This window comes from Streptomyces sp. NPDC002324 (assembly GCF_053593335.1).
The window spans coordinates 105,374-128,362 of sequence record NZ_JBSFCF010000003.1; the positions used below are offsets into that span (position 1 = coordinate 105,374).

Below are 22,989 nucleotides of genomic sequence, written 5' to 3' on the forward strand. Positions count from 1 at the left end.
TCAGGCCGTCCGCAGGAAGCGGTCCAGCACATGAACGCCGAAGTGGAGCGCCTCGACCGGGACGCGCTCGTCCACCCCGTGGAACATCGCCGCGTAGTCGAAGCCCTCGGGCAGCTTCAGCGGCGAGAAGCCGTACCCGGTGATGCCGAGGCGCGAGAACTGCTTGGCGTCCGTGCCGCCCGGCATGCAGTACGGCACCACGTGCCCCTCGGGCGCGAACTCCTCGACTGCGGCCCGCATCCGGGCGTAGGTCACCGAGTCCACCGGCGCCTGGAGGGCCACCTCCCGGTGCTCGTACTCCCATTCCACGTCCGGTCCGGTGAGCCGGTCGAGGGTCTGCCGGAACTCGTCCTCGCCACCGGGGAGGTAGCGCCCGTCCACGCGGGCGACGGCCTCCCCCGGGATCACGTTGACCTTGTACCCGGCGTCCAGCATCGTCGGGTTGGCGCTGTTGCGGACGGTGGCCTCCACCAGGGCGGCCGCCGGGCCGAGCTTGTCGAGGAGGCGGTCGACGCCGCCGGGGTCGTCGAGGTCGGCCTCGACGCCGTACAGCTCGGCGAGTGCGGTGAGGGCCGCGCGGACGGTCGGGGTGAGCCGCAGCGGCCATTCGTGCGCGCCGATCCTGGCGATCGCGGCCGCCAGCCGGGTCACCGCGTTGGTGCGGTTCACCTTGGAGCCGTGGCCGGCCCGGCCGTGCGCGGTGAGCTTCAGCCAGCCGGTGCCGCGCTCCCCGGCCGCGATCGGGTAGATCTGCCGCCCCGCGCCGTCGTGGAAGGTGAACGCCCCCGATTCGCTGATGCCCTCGGTGCAGCCCTCGAAGAGTGCGGGGTGCGCGTCGGCGAGGAAGCCGGAGCCGTCCGCGGCGCTCGCCTCCTCGTCGGCGGTGAAGGCGATCACCACGTCCCTGCGGGGCCTGACTCCCGTGCGCGCCCAGTGCCGGGCGACCGCGAGGATCATCGCGTCCATGTTCTTCATGTCGACCGCGCCCCGGCCCCAGACCACGCCGTCGCGGATCTCACCGGAGAACGGGTGCACGGTCCAGTCCGCCGCCTGCGCGGGCACCACGTCCAGATGACCGTGGACGAGCAGCGCGTCCGCCGACGGGTCGGTGCCCTCGATGCGCGCAACGACGTTGGTCCGGCCCTCGGTGCGCTCCAGCAGCGTGGGCTCCAGGCCCGCCTCGGCCAGCAGCGCGGCGGTGTACTCGGCGGCGGGCCGCTCCCGGCAGTCCCCGCCGCCGCGGTTGGTGGTGTCGATGCGGATGAGGTCGGAGGTGAAACGGACGACCTCCTCCAGCGCCTGCCGCTGCGAGGACTCCGCCGCCTGCGGGAGCTTCGCCGACTCAGCCATATGTCTCCTCCACCGCGGCAGAGACGATCGTGGTGACCGCCTTGAAAGTGCGGATTCCCTCGTACATGGTCGGGCTGGTGTACGCGACCTTGCGTTCACCGGTACGGGTCACACCCGGTACGACCGTCGCGGCCATCGCCAGGTGCTCGGCGTCGAACTCCAGCGCCACGGTGAACGGCCCGCCCCTGACGGGTGTGTGCCGCACGGCGAGCGAGACGGCCTGCTTCGCCGCGGCGCGGATGTCGGCGGCCGTTCTCGCCGGGGTGCGGCACACCGCCGCGTACCGCGAGACATGGTCCTTGACCGCCACTTTGAGCGCCTCGGGCGCATACCCGAGGGCGTCCTCGCACGCCACGTCGTCGCCAGTCACCAGCACCACCGGTACCCCGTACTCGGCCACGACATGCGAGTTGAGCAGCCCCTCGCCGGCCCGCTCCTCGTTCACCCACACCCCGGTGATCGAGTTGGCGAGGTAGGTGTGGGCGAGGACGCCCTCCATACCGGCGCCCGCGTGGTAGCCCACGAAGGCGATGCCGTCCACGTCGCCGTGCTGCACGCCCTCCACCATGGACAGCGCCTTGTGCCGGCCGGTCAGCATCTGCGCGCGCTCGTCCAGCTCCTCCAGCAGCAGATTGCGCATGGTCCAGTGCGCCTCGTTGATCAGCACCTCGTCGGCGCCGCCGTCGAAGAAACCGAGCACGGCGGCGTTCACGTCCGAGGTGAACATCGCACGACACCGCTCCCACTGCGGTGTCCCCGGCAGCACGTCGGCCGGCCAGGTGACACCGGTGGCGCCCTCCATGTCGGCGCTGATGAGGATCTTCATGGCTCGAAACCGTACGCGTTCGCGCCGATCCGTGGCAGACCTGTGGATAACTCTCACCACCGCGGCCCATGGACACCCCCGGGACGGCTCACGGACCCGCCCGAGCCCCCTACGCCGGGCGCCCCGCCACGTACCACCTCGACGGCAGTTCGATCAGGGTGCCGTCGGCCGTGAGCTCCGTGGTGATCAGCGGGAGTTCGCCCTCGGCGACGAGGGTGAGGCCGGCCGCCCGCAGATACCGCGGGACCGCGGCGTCGCTGACCTCGCCCGGGGTGATGCCGTGCCGGAAGACCGGGGCGAGTTTGGCGGGAGGGCCGGCGGGGCTCCGCGCGAGGCCCATGAGCACGGGCCCCGCGGCCTCGGCGACTTCGACCAGACAGACCCGGCCGCGCTCACCCACCAGCGTGGCGACGGTGTCGACGAGCCGCTGCCGGTCGTCGGGCTCGCACTGGTGGAGCACACCGCGGACGTAGACGTTGGCGTCGCCGAGGTCGGCGTGCAGGGTCTCGGCGTCCGTGCGGTCGGCCGCGTCCAGCGCCCGGTAGGCGGCCCGGCCGCCGGGGTCGGCGCGGCGGGCCCGGTCGACGGCGGCGGTGGAGAGGTCGACGCCGATCACCCGGGGGAAGCGGTCGGCCAGGTAGCGGGTCTGGGTGCCGTTGCCGCAGCCGAGGTCGACGAAGGGCAGGCCGGGGGCCGTCAGGTGGGGCTCGAACAGGGCGAGGTGGACGGCGGCGGTCCGCTCCGGCCCGGCGTCCCAGAAAACCTCTCCCGGGCCGTCGGGGGCCTCGCGCCAGAACCCCTCCCAGGCCTCCCGGTACCGACTCGTCACACTCATGCGCAACCCCCCGTTGAACGCGTCGTGGCCCGCCGCCGCGGCGAGCCCAGATCGGTCTACCGCGCCCGGCACGCGCGGGCAAGCACCCCGCACGCACCTTCTCCTCGCGTCCAGAACCCGCGTGTCGGTGATCGTGCGTCAGCCACCCCGGCGTCAGCCACCCCGGCCCTACCCGCCCCCGCGGGTGCTCAGCGCCGCCTCGGCAGTGTCAGCTCGAACCAGACCGTCTTGCCCGCGCCCGTCCGGCTGGTCCCCCACTCGCGCGCCAGGGTCGTGAGCACGCGCAGCCCGCGGCCGAACTCGTCCGTGGGCGCCGCGCTGAGCAGGGTCGGCAGGGTGGGGTCGTCGTCGTAGACCTCGCACTGCAGGGTGTCGCCCCGGACGAGGCGCACTTCGACGCGGCGCCCGCGCGCGTGCCGTACGGCGTTGGTGACGAGTTCGCCGACCAGGAGCGCGGTGGTGTCCGCGAGGGCGTCGAGGCCCCAGACGTACAGCTGTTCGCGGACGGCGGCGCGGGCGCGGGCCGCCTCGGCCGGGTCGGGGGCGAGGCGCCACTCGGCGACGTCCTCGGGTCCGATGCCGTTGAGCCGGGCCATCAGCAGGGCCACGTCGTCCTTGCGGCCGCCGCGCGTGTTGAGGGCGCGGATGATCGTGTCGCAGGCGTCGTCCATGGAGGCGGCCGGGTGGGCAGCGGACTCGCAGAGGGTCGCGAGCCCCACGCCGATGTCCTCGCCGCGCACCTCGACCAGCCCGTCGGTGCACATCACGAGCCGGTCGCCGGGCTCCACGCGCACGCGTACCGCCTCGAACGGCACCCCTCCGACACCGATCGGGGCGCCCGTGGGCAGGTCGAGGAGTTCGGTGCGGCCGTCCACCGCGCGGACCAGCACGGGCGGGATGTGCCCGGCGTTGGCGAGGTGCAGCTCGCCCGCGACGGGGTCGTAGACGGCGTAGAGGCAGGTCGCGAGGTAGTGCTCGCCGAGCCGCTGGGCGAGGTCGTCGAGGTTGCGCAGGAGCTGCGCGGGCGGCAGGTCGAGGGCGGCCATGGTCTGCACGGCCGTGCGCAGCTGCCCCATCATCGCGGCGGAGTTGAGGCCGTGCCCCATGACGTCGCCGACGACCAGGGCGGTGCGGGCGCCCGACAGCTTCACCGAGTCGAACCAGTCTCCGCCGACCCGCCCGAGCAGGGTGCCCGGCAGATAGCGGGTGGCGATGTCGCAGCCCGCCATGTGGGCCTCGATCTGCGGGAGCATGCTGTCCTGCAGCGTCTCCGCGACGTTCTCCTGGTAGGTGTACATACGGGCGTTGTCGAGGACGAGGCCCGCGCGGGCGGCGAGTTCGGCGCCGGTGACGCGGTCCATGTCGTCGAAGACCTCGCGCTCCGGGTGGCGCAGAAGGATCATGAAGCCGAGCACCACGTTGCGGGCCTTCAGGGGCACGACCAGCATGGACCGGCCCGTGATCAGCGGCCGGATGTCGCGCTTCTCGAACTGCGCGGCGATCGCGTGGCCCATCTGCTCGCTGATGCGGGGCACGAGGACGGGCTCGCCGGTGGTCATGCACTGGAAGAACGGGGTGTGCGCCGGGAACGGCATGGCCTCGCCGACGGGGACGACGTCGTCCCAGCGGCCCGGCTCGTCCGTGTGCTCCAGGGCCACCCGGTGCCACATGGTCGTCGTGTCCGGCACGCCCTCGGGGAAGCCCTCGCCGGCGACGACCTGCTCGCGCAGATAGGTGCCGGCGACGTCGGTGAATCGGGGCACGACCGCCCGGCTGACCTCGATGATGGTCTGCGACAGATCCAGGGAGGTGCCGATGCGTCCGCTGACCTCGTTGAGGAACTCCAGGCGCTCGCGTACGGCCGCGTATTCGAGGTCCTCGTCCTCCTCCCGCGCGTCCGGGGGGACCGGCAGCCCCTCGGCGACGGCGCGCGCGGCCCGCTCGCGGCGCGCCCGGCGCTCCGCGCGCCGGGGCACGCCCCAGTCGGGGGTGACGGGCACCCGGTCGTTCTGGCTGAACTCCAGCATCGGATAGCCCAGCTCCAGGACCTGGGCGACGATGCGGGCGCTCTCGCCGACGCTCATGCTGGGCAGGATCTCGGGGAGTCTGCGGGCGAGTTCCTCGGCGCCGGGGAAGTCGGTGTGCAGGGCGAAGCCGGGGGCGATGCGCTCGACGGCGACGACCGGCTCGTCGTCCCTTCGACGCAGCGTCTCGGCGTCGGCCGCGAGGACGAGCAGACGCTCCCGGCCGGGGCCGACCAGGGGGTACGCCCACCACAGGACGTCCATCCGGTCGCGGCCGGGCACGGTGAGCCGGGCGCGGCCGGCCGCCGGGTAGGAGAGGTGTCCGTCGAGGGAGGTCTCCAGGTCGTGGCCGAGCGCGTCGTACGCGCCGTACGCCCCATGGGGCGGGATGTCGTCCTCGTCGGGGAGGGCGCCGGAGACGGGCAGCAGGTCCAGGGCGGGCCGGCCCACCGCTTCGTCCTTGGGGGTGGCGAAGAGACGGCGTGCGCCGGTGCTCCAGTGCGACACGAGGCCGGCGCGGTCGACGACGACCACGGCCAGGGGGATACGACCGACCGCGGCCCCCTCCGCCGTGCCGTCACCGGCTCCGTGGCCGGTAGTCGCGCCCGTGTCGGTGCCACGGTCCATGGCCAAGGCCCTCTCTCCCCACGGCTCCCAAGATCTGCGCCGCCCCCACTACCGTACGACCGCGTAGCGTCGCGATGTGTGGCAATACGCGAATTGCTCCCGGGGAGGCTCCGGCGCACGCGCAGGCCACACGGGCGGCGCACGATCACGCGCGCGCCCTCGCACGAACACCGGTTGATCACCGGCCGGTCAGCCGATCACCGGCTGACCGGAGGTCGGCCACCGGCCCGCTCCCCCGGTGGCCGTGGGCTCAGTCCTCGTACCCCAGCCGCAGATCCCGCTCCGTGCCGCCGCCGGCGATCTGGAGCACCGTCGCGACGGGGGGATGGCCGGTGGCGATGACGGTGTACTCGCCGGCGGCGAGGTCGGCGAACCGGAACGTTCCGTCGGCGCCGGTGGTGATCGTGCCGACGACGTCCCCGGCGGCGTCCAGGAGTGTCACGCGCGCCTCCTCCACCGGCCTGCCGCTCCCGGCGCGGACCGTGCCCCGCAGGACGGCGCCCCCGGCGAGTTCGACGTCACGGCGGGTCTCGCGGGCGGCCCGGACGGTGACGGGCAGCGCGGCCGGGCGGTGGGAATGGGTGCTCACGGCGAGGGTGTAGTCCCCGGCGACCAGCTCGGTGATGAGGTAGGCGCCCTCCGCCCCGCTGCGGGTGGTCACGACGACCTCGCCGTGCGCGTCGGTGAGCGTGACGGTCGCGTCGCCGACCGCCCGCCCGTCCGCCGTCCGTACGGTCCCGGCCAGGCGCCCCGCGCCGCCGAGCACGATGTCGACCTCGACGGGCCCGTCCCCGACCGTGACGCTCACGGCCTGCGGCTGGTGGCCGCCCGCGGCCGCGATCAGCACGTACGCCCCCGGCCCGGGGGTGGACAGCGTGTACCGCCCGTCCTCGCCGACGGCGCCGCGCCCGGTCTGCCGGCCGGTGCCGTCGATCAGGGTGAGCGCGGCGCGGGGCACGACGGTGCCGTCGGACTGCCGGACCGTGCCGCGGACGGGGACCCCGGGCACGTACGGGGCCCGTGTCTGCGGCACCCGGGCGGCCGGCCCTGGAGCGGGGGCCGAGGCGGGCGCGGGCCCGGCGGGGACGTCGTCGCGGGCCACCGGCGCCCTCTCCCGGAGGAAGCAGGCCACGAGCGCCCCGAGCACGAGCACCGGCACGAGGTACAGGAAGAGGCTCGGCACGGTCTGCGCGTAGGCCTCGACATGAGCGTCGCGCAGCGGGGCGGGCAGGGCGTGGACGAGTTCCGGGGTGAGGGAGCGGGGGTCGGGGAGCACGGCGCCCGCACGCTCCGGGAGGCGGTCGGCGAGGCGGGTCGTGAGGAGCGCGCCGAAGGCGGCCACGCCGACACTGCCGCCGAGCTGCCGGAAGTAGTCGCCGGCGGCGGTGGCGGCCCCGAGGTCGGCGGGGCGGACGGAGTTCTGCGCCGCGAGGACCAGGACGGGCATCACCATGCCGATACCGGCGCCGAGGAGGGCCGTCCAGATGCCGAACTGCAGCCGGGGCGTGTCCGGCTCCAGGCGGGACAGCAGCCAGACGCCGAGGGCGGCCAGGGCGCTGCCGAGGACCGGGTACGTCCGGTAGTGCCCGGTGCGGGCGATGAGCCGGCCGCAGACGACGGACGCGCCGACGATGCCGGCCGTCATCGGCAGCATGAGCAGGCCGGACTCGGTGGCGGAGATCCCGCCGACCATACGCAGCTGGGTCGGCAGGTATCCGGCGGTGCCGAAGAGGGCGAGACCGACGGCGATCCCGACCAGGCCGGTCACGACGAAGGCCGGGTTCCTGAACAGCCGCAAAGGAAGCAGGGGTTGGATCGCGAACCGCTCGACGACGAGGAGGAGCGCGGTCGCCAGGACCGCGCCGGCGGCGAGAGCGAGGACGAGCCGCGAGTTCCAGGCGTGCGAGGTACCGCCCCAACCGGCCAGGAGAACCAGACAGGTCGAGGCGGCGGCGAGCAACAGCGTGCCCAGGACGTCGAGCCGCCCCCTGGCGGAGGTCCTCGGCAGCCGCAGCGCGAAGGTGACGACGGCCAGGGCGACGAGCCCGCAGGGCACGTTGACGTAGAAGCACCAGCGCCAGGAGAGGTGGTCGGTGAGCCAGCCGCCCAGGAGCGGCCCGGTGACGGAGGCGAGGCCGAACACGGCGCCGACGACGCCCAGATGGCGGCCGCGTCTCCGGGACGGCACGACGGCGGCGACGATCGCCTGCGCACCGGTCATGAGGCCGCCCGCGCCGGCGCCCTGGAGCGCGCGGAACGCGATGAGCTGGTCCATGTTCCGGGCGAGTCCGGCGAGGGCGGAGCCGGTCACGAAGAGCACCAGCGCGCACTGGAACACGCCCTTGGGGCCTCGGAGTTCGCTCAGCGCGGCGTAGACGGGCAGGGTGACGGTCGCGGCGAGGAGATAGGCGGTGATCGCCCAGGACATCCGGTCGACGCCGCGCAGTGCCCCGACGATCTCGGGGAGGGCGGTGGCGACGGCCATCTGCTCCAGCGCGGCGAGGAGCAGGACGAGGAGCAGGGCGAAGAAGACCAGCCGGGTGCGGTGCGGGGCGTGCGGGGGATGGTCGTCCGCCGGTGGTGGTGTCGCGGGTGTGGTGGCCGGATCGCCCTTCACCAGTGTGATCGCGCTCATGCGTACCGCTCCCCTCGTCGCGCTTACCGCACAATTCCCGCGATAAGCGGGAACTGTCGGCAAGTGCGACGAGTTACGGCATTCCGGCGCACGTCATGGAGATCCACTCGAACCGGTGAGGGCGGCAACGCGCCCCCGAGGTGCGGTCGTCGGGCCGGGCACCGCCGGCGACGCGGCTCCCGGCCCAGGAGGTTACTTCTCCACCTCGGCGGCGAGGTTGGCGAGCAGGGCGTCGTAGATCCGGGCGAGACCCTTGGGGGCGAAGGTCTTCTCGAAGAAGCCGCCGATACCGCCGGCGCCCTGCCAGGTGGTGGTGACGACGACACGGGAGCCGCCCTCGCCGGCCGGGGTGACCCGCCAGACGGTGACCATGGAGGAGTTGCGGTCCTTCTCGACGAGTTCGCCGTCGGAGGGCTCGGTGACCTCCAGGAGGCAGTCGCGCACGCGCTTGCTGGTGGCCTGGAGCTTCCAGTGGACGAGGGTGCCCTCGCCGTCGCCGCCCTCGCGCACCTCGTACTCGCTGAAGTGCTGCGGCATCAGCTTCCCGCGCGCGCCGCTGTAGTCGGCCAGGGTGTCGAACACCGTCTCCGCGTCCGCCGCGACGACTCGTTCAGTCGTGGCCTCGACCTGCGCCATTGCACTTCCTCCAGCACTTGGTAACTCGGGGATGTGCGGAAAGCCAACCACCCCCCGGCCGGAGGGCCCAAATCGGGGTGCCCCAAGGGACCCCGGCGGTCCGCCCGGAGGACCACCGACGAGACCTCCACACGATGTTCGAAAACCAGTTCGCACGATCAAGGGAACATGTGTTCTATTCTGGCGGCAGAGCAAACCGAGGAGGCGTCCATGCGCTGGGACCATCTGGCCGAGAACCCCGCCACGGCCCGGGACGCCGCGCTGTTCGGCGCGGACATGGTGACGAGCCGGACCTTCGACACTCCCGAGTTCCGCGGCATGACCTTCCACGAGGTCCGGGCGAGGACGATCGTGAACCGGGTGCCGGGCGCCTCCCGGATGCCGTTCGAGTGGACGGTGAACCCCTACCGGGGCTGCACGCACGCGTGCGTCTACTGCTTCGCCCGCAGCACCCACAGCTACCTGGACCTCGACACGGGTCTCGACTTCGACTCGCAGATCGTCGTGAAGATCAACGCGCCCGACCTGCTGCGCCGGCAGCTGGCCTCGCCGCGCTGGCGGGGCGAGCACATCGCGATGGGCACCAACGTCGACTGCTACCAGCGCGCGGAAGGCCGCTACCGCCTGATGCCGGGCATCATCGCGGCCCTGCGCGACCACGCGAACCCCTTCTCCATCCTGACCAAGGGCACGCTGATCCTGCGCGACCTGGAGCTGATCCGGCAGGCGGCGGAGGTCACCGAGGTCGGCCTGTCGGTCTCCGTCGGCTTCACCGACCACGAGCTGTGGCGCACGGTCGAGCCCGGCACGCCCGCGCCGGAGCGCCGACTCGACGTCGTACGGGCCTTCACCGGCCAGGGGATCGGCTGCGGGGTGCTGATGGCCCCCGTGCTGCCCTTCCTCAGCGACCACCCCGACCGGCTGCGCGAGACCGTGCGGGCCGTCGCGGCCTCCGGCGCCACCTCCGTGACCCCGCTGGTGCTGCATCTGCGGCCCGGCGCGCGGGAGTGGTACATGGCCTGGCTGGAACGCCACCACCCCCGTCTCGTACGGCGTTACGAGCTGCTCTACGCGGAGGGCGCCTACGCCCCGAAGTGGTATCAGCGGCAGATCACCCGTCAGGTCCACGAACTGGCCGAGGAGTACGGCATCGGGCCCCGGCGCGCGGAGCGGCTGCGACGACCGCCGGTGCGCGAGCGTCCCGCGCCGGAGACGGCCCGGGACACGGCACCGACCCAGCTGACCCTGCTCTGACTCTCCCCGGACCCGTCCACGACGCTTCCGGCACTTGCCGAACCCTCCGCGGCCTCCTCCAGCCCCTCGGGGAGCATCCGGGCGCTTCTCCCGCCCCGAACGGGTCAAGTCCCGGGGGAACGCGTTCTTCGCGGGGCCAGATTCGGGACGATGCGACGAAGGCCGTGGCGTGCACGGCCCGAAATCCTCCGTCCTGGGAGGCCTGACGATGAAGAAACGCACGGCTGCTCTGTGCGGTGCCGTCGCCCTGTTGGCCGGAATGGTCACGGCGGTCCCGGCCGGTGCGAGCGGCGCCATGGCCGCCGCCCCGATGGCGAAGCCGGCCTGGAAGAAGTGCGCCACCGCCGACCATCCCAAGCTCCAGTGCGCCACCCTGAAGGTGCCACTGGACCACGGCGAGCCGAACGGCAGAAAGATCACGCTCGCCCTCTCCCGCGTCCCGCACACCGCGAAGACGTACCAGGGCCCCCTGCTGGTCAACCCGGGCGGCCCCGGCGGCAGCGGCCGCACCCTCGCCGGTTTCGTCGCGTCGTCGCTGCCGAAGAAGGTGGCGGCGCAGTACGACGTCATCGGCTTCGACCCGCGCGGCGTCGGCGCCAGCAAGCCCGCGCTGAACTGCAGGCCGGGCCACTTCGCGGCGGTGCGCCCCGACTCCCTGCCGGGCACCCCGAAGGCCGAGCGGGCCAACCTCGCGCGTGCCAAGGCCTTCGCCCAGGCGTGCGCCAAGAGGTACGCGGACGTGCTGCCGTACATCGACACGGTCAGCGCGGTCCGGGACCTGGACGCCATCCGCGCGGCCCTCGGCGCCAAAAAGATCAACTACTTCGGGTACTCGTACGGCACCTACCTCGGCGCCGTGTACGCCAAGCTCTTCCCGAACCGGGTACGACGCGTGGTGCTGGACTCCGTCGTGGACCCCACGGGGGTCTGGTACGACGGCAACCTCCGGCAGGACCAGGCGTTCAACGACCGTCACCGGGCGCTGATGGCCTGGATCGCCCGGCACGACCGGACGTACCGGCTGGGCACCGATCCGGAGAAGATCGAGGCCAAGTGGTACGCGATGCGGTCGGCGCTGGCCGCGCGCCCCGCGGACGGCAAGGTGGGCGCCTCCGAACTGGAGGACACGTTCATGCCCGGCGGCTACTACGACGGCTACTGGCCCTATCTCGCCGAGGCGTTCGCGGCCTTCGTGAACAAGAAGAACGACGATCCACTGGTCGAGGCGTACGAGAACTTCGGCGCCGTCGACGCGTCCGGCGAGAACGGCTACAGCGTCTACGCCTCGGTGCAGTGCCGTGACGCGCGCTGGACCCGCGACTGGGACGAGTGGCGCGACGACAACTGGGCGATGTACGAGAAGGCACCGTTCATGACCTGGAACAACGCCTGGTACAACGCGCCCTGCGCGTTCTGGCCCACCGCGTCCCTGGACCCCGTGGACGTCTCCAACACCGCGCTGCCGCCGGTGCTGATCCTCCAGGCGACGGACGACGCGGCCACCCCCTACGAGGGCGGGGTCGTCACCCACCAGCTGCTGCGCGGGTCCAGCCTGGTCGTCGAGGAGGGCGGCGGGAACCACGGCATCTCGCTGAGCGGCAACGCCTGCCTGGACAAGCACCTGGCGGCCTATCTGACCGACGGCAGGGTGCCGCGCGGCCAGGGCGAGATCGACGCCACCTGCGCGAAGCTCGCCGACCCCAAGCCCCTGAAGAACAAGGCCGCGTCCGCCTCCTCCCGGGGCACGGCGCTGCACGGTCTGCTGGGCTTCCGCGGCTGAGCCGGGGCCGTGGGGGTCCCGCCGGAAAAGCACGGGACTCCCACAGCCCGCCCCGCCTAGGGTGCCGCCATGAACGACACACCCCACGGCCTCGGCGAACTCCGCGTCCGCGAGATGACCCCGTCCGACTGCCGTGCCGTGGCCGAGATCCGCGTGGGCGGCTGGCGGACCGCTTACGCCGGCCTCGTCCCTGGGTCCCACCTCGACGCCATGGACGTGGAGGAGGACGCCGAGAAGCGCCGCGCGATGCTGGCGAAGGCCGGCAACCCCGTGGTGAACCTGATCGCCGAGCGGGCCGGCGAGATCGTCGGCTGGGCGGCGTACGGCCCCTACCGCGACGGCGAAGTCCGCACCGGGGACGCCGAGTTGTACGCCCTCTACACGCGCCCGGGGCACTACGGCACCGGAGTGGGCACCGCGCTGCTGCGGGAGTCCGCCGTGCGCTGCGAGGCGGCCGGCCACGGCGCGGTGCGCCTGTGGGTGCTGAAGGAGAACGTACGGGCCCGCCGCTTCTACGCCCACCACGGCTTCACCGCGGACGGCGCCGAGGAGCCGTTCGAGGTGGACGGAACCGAGGTGCCCGAGGTCCGGTACGTGCGGGAACTCGGCGCCTAACGCTGCCGGGGGATGCGTGCCAGCGCCCGCACCGCCGCCTCCGCGAGCGTGGGGTGCGCGAGGGCGTCGTTCAGTACGGTCCTGGCGCGGGCGTCCCCGAGGGCGCCCAGCCCGTCCACGCACGCGAGCGCCACCCGGCGGTAGGGATCGTGCGGGTTCAGACGGCGCCGGAGTGTGGTGATCAGCGCCGGGACGGACTCGGGGGCGCGGAGTTCGACGAGGAGGCGCACCGGGTGCAGGGCGTAGGCGATCCGGAGTTCGTTGGTCGCGAGGGCGGCCGCCGCGCGCGCGGTGCGTGGGTCGCCGAGCCGGGCGAGCGCGTAGGCGGCCGAGGCGCAGCGCGGTGGATCGCGGTGGTTGAGCAGGAGGACGAGGGACTCGAAGGCCCGGCGGTCCCCCGCGACGCCGAGCCGGAACGCGGCCAACTCCCGTGCCCAGAGCGGCTGCCCCTGCTCGACGAGCACTCCCGCCAGTTCGTCCGTGGACTCGGTCCGCACGAGCCGCTCGTATCCCGCCGCGCCGCCCGACTCGCTCCGCACACGCTCCGTGAGTGATCGCAACTCCTCGTCCATGTCGTCGAGCGTACGGGGGTGGGACGCTCTCGGGGGACGTACGTCACAAACACGGGGGCTGGCGCGCTCGTTACCCACCGGTTAAGCTCAGACGAGCGAGATACCCACTCGTGTTCGCTCCCGACGGTTTGGTGACGCAGCCGTCGTGAGCACAGTCGGTTCGGTACCTGGAGTACCAGTACGGCTCGGCCTCGGGACAGGGCCGGTCGGTTCAGCCGTTCCCCCGGGCGTGTGCACGCCCCGGCGACGGCACCGGGCGTGTGCGTTCATCAGCCCGGCACCACCAACACCCGCACGCCACGCGCCGGTTGCGCGCTCTTCGCGTACCCGCGGCGTATCCCTCAGTCGTCACCTCGTCTGGAGTCCCGCGATGGCCACTCCCCTTTCCGACTCGTCGCTGTCCCCTCTGTCTGCGCACCCCCCGTTCAAGACGATCGCCGTGGTCGGCCTCGGCACCATGGGCACCGGTATCGCCGAAGTGCTGGCCCGGGCCGGCCGTGAGGTCGTCGGCATCGACATCAGCGAGGCCGCCGCCGCCCGCGCCGCCGCCGCGCTGGAGGCCGCCACCGAGCGTGCCGTGGCCCGTGGGCGCCTCACCGAGCAGGAGCGCGGTGACGCCCTCGCCCGCTTCCGCACCTTCACCGACCTCCAGGCCGCGGCCGACGCCGACCTGGTGATCGAGGTGGTCCCGGAGTCGTACGAGATCAAGCAGCAGGTCTTCCGTGAGCTGGACGCGATCGTGCGTCCGGACGCCGTCCTCGCCACCGGCACCAACGCCCTGTCGGTCACACGGCTGGCCGCCGAGTCGGCGCGCCCGGAGCGGGTGCTCGGCCTGCACTTCTTCAACCCGGCGCCGGCGATGAAGCTGGTCGAGGTCGTCTCCTCGGTGCTGACCGCGCCCCAGGCCGTCGCCCGGGTCACGGATCTCGCCCTCGACCTGGGCAAGGAGCCCGTCGCGGTCGGCGACCGGCCCGGATTCGTCGCCGACGGACTGCTGTTCGGCTACCTCAACCAGGCCGCCGCGATGTACGAGGCCAAGTACGCCTCCCGCGAGGACATCGACGCGGCGATGCGGCTCGGCTGCGGCCTGCCGATGGGCCCGCTGGCCCTGCTGGACCTGATCGGCGTCGACACCGCGCGCACGGTCCTGGAAGCCATGTACGCGGCCTCGCACGACCGCCTGCACGCACCGGCGCCGATCCTGCGGCAGCTCAGCGAGGCGGGTCTGACCGGCCGCAAGTCGGGGCGCGGCTTCTACTCCTACGAGGCCCCCGGCTCCGCCACCGTCGTGCGGGACGCGCTGACGCCGCTGGACGGGGTCGTCACGGTCCCCGGCCGTACCGTCCGCTCGGTGGGGGTCGCGGGCTCCGGGACCATGGCGTCCGGGATCGCCGAGGTGTTCGCGAAGTCCGGGTACGAGGTCGTGCTGGCCGCCCGCACCGAGGAGAAGGCGCAGGCCGCGAAGGCCCGTATCGGCAAGTCGCTGGCGCGCTCCGTCGACAAGGGGCGGATGACGGTCGAGGCCGCCGCCGAGACCCTGGACCGGATCACCCCGGCGGGCTCCTACGACGCCTTCGCGGACGTCGATCTGGCGCTGGAGGCCGTGGCCGAGGACCTGGAGGTCAAGCGGCAGCTGTTCGCGACCTTCGACAAGGTCTGCAAGCCGGGCGCGATCCTGGCCACCACCACCTCCTCGCTGCCCGTGGTCGCCTGCGCCCGCGCCACCTCGCGCCCGCAGGACGTGATCGGGATGCACTTCTTCAACCCGGCCCCCGCGATGAAGCTGGTCGAGGTGGTCCGCACGGTCCTGACCGCCGACGACGTGCACGCCACCGTCCGCGAGGTGTGCGCGAAGGTCCGCAAGCACCCGGTGGACTGCGGGGACCGGGCCGGTTTCATCGTGAACGCGCTGCTGTTCCCGTACCTGAACAACGCGATCAAGATGGTCCAGGAGCACTACGCGACGCTGGACGACATCGACGCGGCCATGAAGCTGGGCGGCGGCTACCCGATGGGTCCGTTCGAACTGCTGGACGTGGTCGGCCTGGACGTCTCGCTGGCCATCGAGAAGGTGCTGCACCGCGAGTTCCGCGATCCCGGACTGGCCCCGGCGCCGCTGCTGGAGCACCTGGTGGCCGCGGGCTGCCTCGGCCGCAAGACGGGCCGTGGCTTCCGCGAATATGCCAAGCGCTGAGGGACCGGGCGACGCGGCCGGAGCGGACGCGGGCCGGTACGGCCCGGTGACGGCGGGACCGGACTGGGGAGGGCTGCTCGGTCCGGGCAGCCGTTCCGGGCCGGCCCGCCCCGCCGCCGCCCCGCCCGCCCACCTGGTCGCTTCGCCGTCCGAGCGGGGCGGGGGAAGGGCCGGACACGCGCACTCTCCTGCACGGATGCAGTACGTTCGGGGCATGTCCCAGCCCGCCAAGTCCTCACGTACACCAGCTGCGCCCGACGCTCCGGAGAGCGCCGCGGGAAGTCGCGCCGCCGCCCAACGCCTCAAGATGCGGCGGGAACTGGCGGCCGCGGCCATGGAGCTGTTCTCGACCAAGGGGTACGAGGCGACCACCGTCGACGAGATCGCGGCGGCGGCCGGGGTCGCCCGCCGCACCTTCTTCCGCCACTTCCGCTCCAAGGAAGAGGCGATCTTCCCGGACCACGACGACACCCTGATCCGGGCCGAGGCGGTGCTCAACGCGGCACCCCAGCACGAGCACCCGCTCGACACGGTGTGCCGCGGCATCAAGGAAGTCATGAAGATGTACGCGGCCCGGCCGGAGATCTCGGTCGCCCGCTACAAGCTGACCCGTGAGGTCCCGACCCTGCGGGAGGCGGAGATCGCCTCCGTGGCCCGCTACGAGCGTCTGTTCACCCGTTATCTGCTGGGCCACTTCGACGAGAACGCCCACCACGACGCCGGCAACGACGATCCGCTGCTCGCGGAGGTGGCCGCGTCCGCGGTCGTCACCGCGCACAACCACGTGCTGCGCCGGTGGCTCCGGTCGGGCGGGCAGGGCGACGTGGAGACCCATCTCGACCACGCCTTCGCCATCGTGCGCAGGACGTTCGGCACGGGCACCGGCGCCGGCCGCACCCTGGCACCCGAGCCGGCCGCCGCGACGGCCTCCACCCACGGCGAGGTCCTGGTGACGGTCGCCCGCACCGACGCCCCCCTCGACGAGGTCATGCGGACGATCGAAGAGGCACTCCGGGACCGCTGAACCCGATCCGGACCACGTTCTACTCATCGGTAACTGTGAGGACGGCCACCCTGCGGGGTGGCCGTTTTGCCATGTCAGAGGCCCTTTTGGCTCGTCGTCTGATCGATCATCGCTCACGTGTTACGTAAAGATTTCACCTGAGCGAACTTTCTGGCACTCGGTGCCTTGCGGGGTGACACGGCGTGCCATACGTTGAAGGAGTCCGGGCGGCCGGCGTGCAGAGAACTCCCGTACGCCGGCTGTCCCCGCAGACTCCGGTCCGCGCGCCCGGACGCCTGCGTCACAGGCACCCTCCGCGCCACAAAGCGCCGCCGTAGCACCACCTCCGCCGAACCGACGGCACCACTCCCACCAGCAGCACCCGACGTAACCCTCAACAGCGTCTTCCCTCAGGACGCTCGTCGCCGGAGGCACCACCGTGAAGGAAATCCTGGACGCGATCCAGTCGCCGGACTCCACGTCGGCCGACTTCGCCGCTCTGCCGCTCCCCGAGTCGTACCGCGCGATCACCGTGCACAAGGACGAGACGGAGATGTTCGCCGGGCTCACCACCCGCGACAAGGACCCCCGCAAGTCGATCCACCTCGACGAGGTCCCGCTCCCGGAGCTGGGCCCGGGCGAGGCCCTGGTGGCCGTCATGGCCTCCTCGGTCAACTACAACTCCGTGTGGACCTCGATCTTCGAGCCGCTGTCCACCTTCGGGTTCCTGGAGCGCTACGGCCGCACCAACGAGCTGGCCAAGCGCCACGACCTGCCGTACCACATCATCGGCTCCGACCTCGCGGGCGTCGTCCTGCGCACCGGCCCGGGCGTCAACGCCTGGAAGCCCGGTGACGAGGTCGTCGCGCACTGCCTCTCCGTCGAGCTGGAGTCCTCCGACGGCCACAACGACACGATGCTCGACCCCGAGCAGCGGATCTGGGGCTTCGAGACCAACTTCGGCGGCCTCGCCGAGATCGCGCTCGTCAAGTCCAACCAGCTGATGCCGAAGCCCGACCACCTCAGCTGGGAGGAGGCCGCCGCCCCGGGTCTGGTGAACTCCACCGCCTACCGGCAGCTGGTCTCCCGCAACGGCGCCGGCATGAAGCAGGGCGACAACGTGCTGATCTGGGGCGCCAGCGGCGGCCTCGGCTCGTACGCCACCCAGTTCGCGCTGGCCGGCGGCGCCAACCCGATCTGTGTCGTCTCCAGCGAGCAGAAGGCGAACATCTGCCGCTCGATGGGCGCCGACGCGATCATCGACCGCACCGCCGAGGCCTACAAGTTCTGGAAGGACGAGACCACCCAGGACCCCAAGGAGTGGAAGCGCTTCGGCAAGCGCATCCGCGAACTCACCGGCGGCGAGGACATCGACATCGTCTTCGAGCACCCCGGCCGCGAGACCTTCGGGGCGAGCGTCTTCGTCACGCGCAAGGGCGGCACCATCACCACCTGCGCCTCGACCTCGGGCTACATGCACGAGTACGACAACCGCTACCTGTGGATGTCGCTGAAGCGGATCATCGGCTCGCACTTCGCGAACTACCGCGAGGCGTGGGAGGCCAACCGCCTCATCGCCAAGGGCAAGATCCACCCGACGCTGTCGAAGGTCTACTCCCTGGAGGAGACCGGGCAGGCCGCGTACGACGTGCACCGCAACCTCCACCAGGGCAAGGTCGGCGTCCTCGCGCTGGCCCCCGAGGAGGGCCTGGGCGTCCGCGACCACGACAAGCGGGCCCAGCACATCGACGCCATCAACCGCTTCCGGAACATCTGAGGTCCACGATGAGCGAGCGTCAGCCCGCCGAGGGCGGGAAAGCCAAGGACCGGCCGTGGCTCATGCGCACGTACGCCGGTCACTCCACGGCCGAGGCGTCCAACGAGTTGTACCGGCGCAACCTCGCCAAGGGGCAGACGGGTCTGTCGGTCGCCTTCGACCTGCCGACCCAGACCGGCTACGACTCCGACCACATCCTCGCCCGCGGCGAGGTCGGCCGGGTCGGCGTCCCGGTGGCCCATCTCGGTGACATGCGCAGGCTGTTCCAGGACATCCCCCTGGACCAGATGAACACCTCGATGACCATCAACGCCACCGCCATGTGGCTGCTGGCGCTCTACCAGGTCGTCGCCGAGGAACAGGGTGTGGACATCACCCGGCTCCAGGGCACGACCCAGAACGACATCGTCAAGGAGTACCTGTCGCGGGGCACCCATGTGTTCCCGCCGGGACCCTCGCTCCGGCTGACGACGGACATGATCGCGTACACGGTCTCCCACATACCGAAGTGGAACCCGATCAACATCTGCAGCTACCACCTGCAGGAGGCCGGGGCCACGCCGGTGCAGGAGATCGCGTACGCGATGTCCACGGCGATCGCGGTGCTGGACGCCGTGCGGGACTCCGGGCAGGTCCCGGCCGAGAAGTTCGGTGACGTCGTCGCCCGCATCTCCTTCTTCGTGAACGCGGGCGTCCGCTTCGTCGAGGAGATGTGCAAGATGCGGGCGTTCGGCCGCATCTGGGACCGCATCACCCGCGAGCGGTACGGCATCGAGAACGCCAAGCAACGGCGTTTCCGGTACGGCGTCCAGGTCAACTCCCTCGGTCTGACCGAGGCGCAGCCGGAGAACAACGTCCAGCGGATCGTCCTGGAGATGCTGGCCGTGACCCTCTCCAAGGACGCGCGGGCCAGGGCGGTCCAGCTGCCGGCCTGGAACGAGGCCCTCGGGCTGCCCCGGCCGTGGGACCAGCAGTGGTCGCTGCGGATCCAGCAGGTGCTGGCGCACGAGAGCGATCTGCTGGAGTACGAGGACATCTTCGAGGGCTCGCACGTCATCGAGGCGAAGGTGGCCGAGCTGGTCGAGCAGTCCTTCGCCGAGATCGACCGGATCCAGGAGATGGGCGGCGCGATGGCCGCCGTCGAGTCCGGCTACCTCAAGTCGCAGCTGGTCTCCTCGCACGCCGAGCGCCGGGCCCGGATCGAGTCCGGCCAGGAGAAGATCGTCGGCGTCAACGTCTTCGAGTCGACGGAGCCGAACCCGTTGACCGCCGACCTGGACGCGGCGATCCAGACGGTCGACCCGGCGGTCGAGGCCCGGGTGATCACATCGCTCCGGAACTGGCGTGACACCCGCTACCAGCCGCCCTTCAACCACCCGCGCCCGTGCAAGGCGCTGGAGCGGCTGAAGGAGGCCGCGAAGGGCACCGACAACCTCATGGAGGCCACACTGGAGTGCGCCCGCGCCGGGGTCACGACCGGCGAGTGGGCCGGGGCCCTGCGGGAGGTGTTCGGGGAGTTCCGGGCGCCGACCGGGGTGTCGTCGGCCCCGGTGGCCGTCTCCGCCGAGGAGGGCTCGGCCATGTCGGTGGTCCGCCACAAGGTGGAGCTGACGGCGAAGGACCTGAACGTCGGCAAGCTCCGCTTCCTGGTCGGCAAGCCGGGTCTGGACGGGCACTCCAACGGGGCCGAGCAGATCGCCGTGCGGGCCCGCGACGCGGGCTTCGAGGTGGTCTACCAGGGCATCCGGCTCACCCCGGAGCAGATCGTGGACGCGGCCCTCGCCGAGGACGTGCACGCGGTCGGGCTCTCCACCCTCTCCGGCTCGCACGCCCAGCTGGTCCCGGACGTGCTGGAGCGGCTGCGCGAGGCGGGCGCCCACGACATCCCGGTGATCGCCGGCGGGATCATCCCGAACGCGGACGCCGCGCAGCTCAGGGCCGCCGGAGTGGCCGCCGTGTTCACCCCGAAGGACTTCGACATCACCGGGATCATCGGCCGTATCGTCGACGAGATCCGCAAAGCGAACAAGCTCAACCCCCTCATCAGCACGGAGGTCCCCGCATGACCAGCCCTGTTCCGCAGGTGAACCGCCTTCGTCCGCGGCGCTCCTGCCTCGCGGTGCCGGGAAGCAACCCCCGCTTCCTGGAGAAGGCCCAGGGCCTCCCGGCCGACCAGGTCTTCCTGGACCTGGAGGACGCCTGCGCCCCGCTCGCCAAGCCCGAGGCGCGGCACACCATCGTCAAGTTCCTCAATGAGGGCGACTGGACCGGCAAGACGCGGGTCGTGCGCGTCAACGACTGGACGACGGAGTGGACGTACCGCGATGTCGTGACCGTCGTGGAAGGCGCCGGGCAGAACCTCGACTGCATCATGCTGCCGAAGGTGCAGACGGCCCAGCAGGTCGTCGCCCTCGACCTGCTGCTGACGCAGATCGAGAAGACCATGGGCTTCGAGGTCGGCAGGATCGGCATCGAGGCGCAGATCGAGAACGCGCAGGGCCTGAACAACGTCAACGAGATCGCGACGGCCTCCCAGCGCGTGGAGACGATCATCTTCGGCCCGGCCGACTTCATGGCCTCGATCAACATGAAGTCGCTGGTCGTGGGCGAGCAGCCGCCCGGCTACCCGGCGGACGCCTACCACTACATCCTGATGAAGATCCTGATGGCCGCCCGCGCCAACGACCTCCAGGCGATCGACGGCCCCTACCTGCAGATCCGCAACGTCGACGGCTACCGCGAGGTCGCGCGGCGCGCCGCCGCGCTCGGCTTCGACGGCAAGTGGGTGCTGCACCCGGGCCAGGTCGAGGCGTCCAACGAGATCTTCTCGCCCTCGCAGGAGGACTTCGACCACGCCGAGCTGATCCTGGACGCCTACGACTACTGCACGTCCGAGGCGGGCGGCAAGAAGGGCTCGGCGATGCTCGGCGACGAGATGATCGACGAGGCCAGCCGCAAGATGGCCCTGGTCATCTCCGGCAAGGGGCGGGCCGCCGGCATGCAGCGGACGTCGAAGTTCGAGACCCCGGAGGCGTGAGCATGCAGTTCGGACGCACCTACGAGGAGTTCGAGGTCGGAGCTGTCTACAAGCACTGGCCCGGGAAGACGGTCACGGAGTACGACGACCACCTCTTCTGCCTCCTCACCATGAACCACCACCCGCTCCACATGGACAGCAACTACGCCGAGAAGACGACCGACTTCGGCAGGAACGTCGTGGTCGGGAACTACATCTACTCGCTGCTGCTGGGCATGTCCGTGCCGGACGTCTCCGGCAAGGCGATCGCCAACCTGGAGATCGAGTCGCTGCGCCACGTGGCGCCGACCTTCCACGGCGACACGATCTACGGCCAGACGACCGTGCTCGACAAGTGGCCGTCCAAGTCGAAGAACGACCGCGGGATCGTCCACGTCGAGACCAAGGGCTACAAGCAGGACGGCACGCTGGTGTGCGTGTTCCGCCGCAAGGTCATGGTGCCGACCGAGACGTACATCAAGGAGCGCGGCGGCGAGCAGCCGGGCCGCCCCGAGCTCAGGGAGCAGGAGAAGTAGCCATGGCACGACTCGCCCAGACCCACGGCCTCACGGACGTCCAGCAGGAGATCCTGTCCACCGTCCGTGACTTCGTGGACAAGGAGATCATCCCGGTCGCGACCGAGCTGGAGCACCGGGACGAATACCCGCAGCAGATCGTCGACGGACTCAAGGAACTCGGCCTCTTCGGCCTGATGATCCCCGAGGAGTACGGCGGTCTGGGCGAGTCCCTCCTCACCTACGCGCTGTGCGTGGAGGAGATCGCCCGGGGCTGGATGTCGGTGTCCGGCATCATCAACACGCACTTCATCGTCGCGTACATGCTGAAGCAGCACGGTACGCAGGAGCAGAGGGACCATTTCCTGCCGAGGATGGCGGCCGGTGACATCCGGGGCGCGTTCTCGATGTCGGAGCCGGGCCTCGGCTCCGATGTGTCGGCGATCACGTCCAAGGCGGTCAAGGACGGCGACGAGTACGTCCTGAACGGTCAGAAGATGTGGCTGACGAACGGCGGAACGTCAACACTCGTCGCCGTACTCGTCCGAAGTGACGAAGGACACCCGGAGGGCACGGCCCCCCACAAGTCGATGACGACCTTCCTGGTCGAGAAGGAGCCCGGCTTCGGAGAGGTCCGCCCCGGCCTCACCATTCCCGGGAAGATCGACAAGATGGGCTACAAGGGCGTCGACACGACCGAGCTCATCATGGACGGACTGCGCATTCCGGCCAATCGTGTACTGGGCGGCGCCACCGGCCGAGGGTTTTACCAAATGATGGACGGCGTCGAGGTGGGCCGGGTGAATGTGGCCGCACGTGGCTGCGGTGTCGCTCAGCGTGCATTCGAACTCGGCGTGCGGTACGCCCAGCAGCGCCACACTTTCGGCAAGCAGATCGCCCAGCACCAGGCGATCCAGTTCAAGCTGGCCGAGATGGCTACCAAGGTCGAGGCCGCGCATGCGATGATGGTGAACGCAGCGCGCAAAAAGGACTCGGGCGAACGAAACGACCTCGAAGCAGGGATGGCGAAGTATCTCGCCTCCGAATACTGCAAGGAGGTCGTCGAGGACGCTTTCCGGATTCACGGCGGCTACGGCTTCTCCAAGGAGTACGAGATCGAGCGCCTCTACCGAGAGGCACCGATGCTGCTGATCGGTGAAGGCACCGCCGAAATCCAGAAAATGATCATCGGTCGTCGACTGCTCGAGGAGTATCGGTTCCAGGGTTAGTCAAGGGCTGATCGAGGGCCGGTTGTCCGCTTGGGGGTGTTTTCTTCGAGAAGAAGATCACACCCCGTCAGCACGTTCCGGCTGTCGACTCGGCTTCCTGG

General features: G+C 71.2%; 17 protein-coding genes. 10 read left to right on the forward strand and 7 right to left on the reverse strand.

Annotated features, from left to right (window positions below; translation table 11 throughout):
* The 6 genes from ACWCRJ_RS06565 to ACWCRJ_RS06590 form a co-directional block, all read right to left on the reverse strand.
* A complete protein-coding gene (locus ACWCRJ_RS06565) occupies window positions 1-1,350 on the reverse strand; it encodes a M20/M25/M40 family metallo-hydrolase (RefSeq protein WP_450938246.1) in 1,350 nt (449 codons plus the stop codon).
* Window positions 1,343-2,176 carry a M55 family metallopeptidase gene (locus ACWCRJ_RS06570; protein WP_450938247.1) on the reverse strand — a complete coding sequence of 278 codons (834 nt, stop codon included), beginning with the start codon at window positions 2,174-2,176 and terminating at the stop codon, window positions 1,343-1,345. The genes ACWCRJ_RS06565 and ACWCRJ_RS06570 overlap by 8 nt, the downstream gene beginning before the upstream one ends.
* Before the next feature lie 109 nt (window positions 2,177-2,285).
* Window positions 2,286-3,011 carry a class I SAM-dependent methyltransferase gene (locus ACWCRJ_RS06575; RefSeq protein WP_450938248.1) on the reverse strand — a complete coding sequence of 242 codons (726 nt, stop codon included), beginning with the start codon at window positions 3,009-3,011 and terminating at the stop codon, window positions 2,286-2,288.
* 188 nt (window positions 3,012-3,199) lie between these two features.
* Window positions 3,200-5,662 carry a SpoIIE family protein phosphatase gene (locus ACWCRJ_RS06580; protein WP_450938249.1) on the reverse strand — a complete coding sequence of 821 codons (2,463 nt, stop codon included), beginning with the start codon at window positions 5,660-5,662 and terminating at the stop codon, window positions 3,200-3,202.
* A gap of 250 nt (window positions 5,663-5,912) precedes the next feature.
* Window positions 5,913-8,297 carry an MFS transporter gene (locus tag ACWCRJ_RS06585; protein ID WP_450938250.1) on the reverse strand — a complete coding sequence of 795 codons (2,385 nt, stop codon included), beginning with the start codon at window positions 8,295-8,297 and terminating at the stop codon, window positions 5,913-5,915.
* Window positions 8,298-8,489: 192 nt separating this feature from the next.
* Window positions 8,490-8,933 carry an SRPBCC family protein gene (locus ACWCRJ_RS06590; RefSeq protein ID WP_005482334.1) on the reverse strand — a complete coding sequence of 148 codons (444 nt, stop codon included), beginning with the start codon at window positions 8,931-8,933 and terminating at the stop codon, window positions 8,490-8,492.
* A gap of 210 nt (window positions 8,934-9,143) precedes the next feature.
* On the opposite strand from ACWCRJ_RS06590, the gene ACWCRJ_RS06595 reads away from it, so the two are divergent.
* The 3 genes from ACWCRJ_RS06595 to ACWCRJ_RS06605 all read left to right on the forward strand — a co-directional run bounded on the left by ACWCRJ_RS06595 (window position 9,144) and on the right by ACWCRJ_RS06605 (window position 12,582).
* Window positions 9,144-10,187, forward strand: a complete 1,044-nt coding sequence (locus ACWCRJ_RS06595) for an Rv2578c family radical SAM protein (RefSeq protein WP_450938251.1) — start codon at window positions 9,144-9,146, stop codon at window positions 10,185-10,187.
* A gap of 208 nt (window positions 10,188-10,395) precedes the next feature.
* Complete coding sequence (locus tag ACWCRJ_RS06600) at window positions 10,396-11,967, forward strand: alpha/beta hydrolase (RefSeq protein WP_450938252.1); 1,572 nt, start codon at window positions 10,396-10,398, stop codon at window positions 11,965-11,967.
* A 69-nt stretch (window positions 11,968-12,036) separates the two neighbouring features.
* Window positions 12,037-12,582, forward strand: coding sequence for an N-acetyltransferase family protein (locus tag ACWCRJ_RS06605; RefSeq protein WP_450938253.1), 546 nt, complete (start codon window positions 12,037-12,039; stop codon window positions 12,580-12,582).
* Here the strand turns inward: ACWCRJ_RS06605 and ACWCRJ_RS06610 are convergent.
* Window positions 12,579-13,154: an adenylosuccinate lyase gene (locus ACWCRJ_RS06610; RefSeq protein WP_450938254.1), complete on the reverse strand. Its 576-nt coding sequence runs from the start codon at window positions 13,152-13,154 to the stop codon at window positions 12,579-12,581. The genes ACWCRJ_RS06605 and ACWCRJ_RS06610 overlap by 4 nt on opposite strands.
* Before the next feature lie 370 nt (window positions 13,155-13,524).
* Between ACWCRJ_RS06610 and ACWCRJ_RS06615 the strand changes: the two genes are divergently transcribed.
* The 7 genes from ACWCRJ_RS06615 (at window position 13,525) to ACWCRJ_RS06645 (ending at window position 22,888) form a co-directional block, all read left to right on the forward strand.
* Window positions 13,525-15,348, forward strand: a complete 1,824-nt coding sequence (locus ACWCRJ_RS06615; protein WP_450938255.1) for a 3-hydroxyacyl-CoA dehydrogenase family protein — start codon at window positions 13,525-13,527, stop codon at window positions 15,346-15,348.
* Window positions 15,349-15,562: 214 nt separating this feature from the next.
* Entirely contained in the window at window positions 15,563-16,372 is an 810-nt protein-coding gene (locus ACWCRJ_RS06620) for a TetR family transcriptional regulator (protein ID WP_450938256.1), read from the forward strand.
* Window positions 16,373-16,790: 418 nt separating this feature from the next.
* Complete coding sequence (gene ccrA, locus ACWCRJ_RS06625) at window positions 16,791-18,128, forward strand: crotonyl-CoA carboxylase/reductase (RefSeq protein WP_450938257.1); 1,338 nt, start codon at window positions 16,791-16,793, stop codon at window positions 18,126-18,128.
* Between the two features lie 8 nt (window positions 18,129-18,136).
* Window positions 18,137-20,194 carry a protein meaA gene (locus tag ACWCRJ_RS06630; RefSeq protein ID WP_450938258.1) on the forward strand — a complete coding sequence of 686 codons (2,058 nt, stop codon included), beginning with the start codon at window positions 18,137-18,139 and terminating at the stop codon, window positions 20,192-20,194.
* Window positions 20,191-21,165, forward strand: a complete 975-nt coding sequence (locus tag ACWCRJ_RS06635; RefSeq protein WP_450938259.1) for an HpcH/HpaI aldolase/citrate lyase family protein — start codon at window positions 20,191-20,193, stop codon at window positions 21,163-21,165. Before ACWCRJ_RS06630 ends, ACWCRJ_RS06635 begins: the two co-directional genes overlap by 4 nt.
* Window positions 21,166-21,167: 2 nt before the next feature.
* Entirely contained in the window at window positions 21,168-21,680 is a 513-nt protein-coding gene (locus tag ACWCRJ_RS06640) for a MaoC family dehydratase (protein WP_450938260.1), read from the forward strand.
* A 2-nt stretch (window positions 21,681-21,682) separates the two neighbouring features.
* On the forward strand, window positions 21,683-22,888 hold the full coding sequence (locus ACWCRJ_RS06645) for an acyl-CoA dehydrogenase family protein (RefSeq protein WP_450938261.1): 1,206 nt from the start codon (window positions 21,683-21,685) through the stop codon (window positions 22,886-22,888).
* Window positions 22,889-22,989 lie beyond the last annotated feature (101 nt).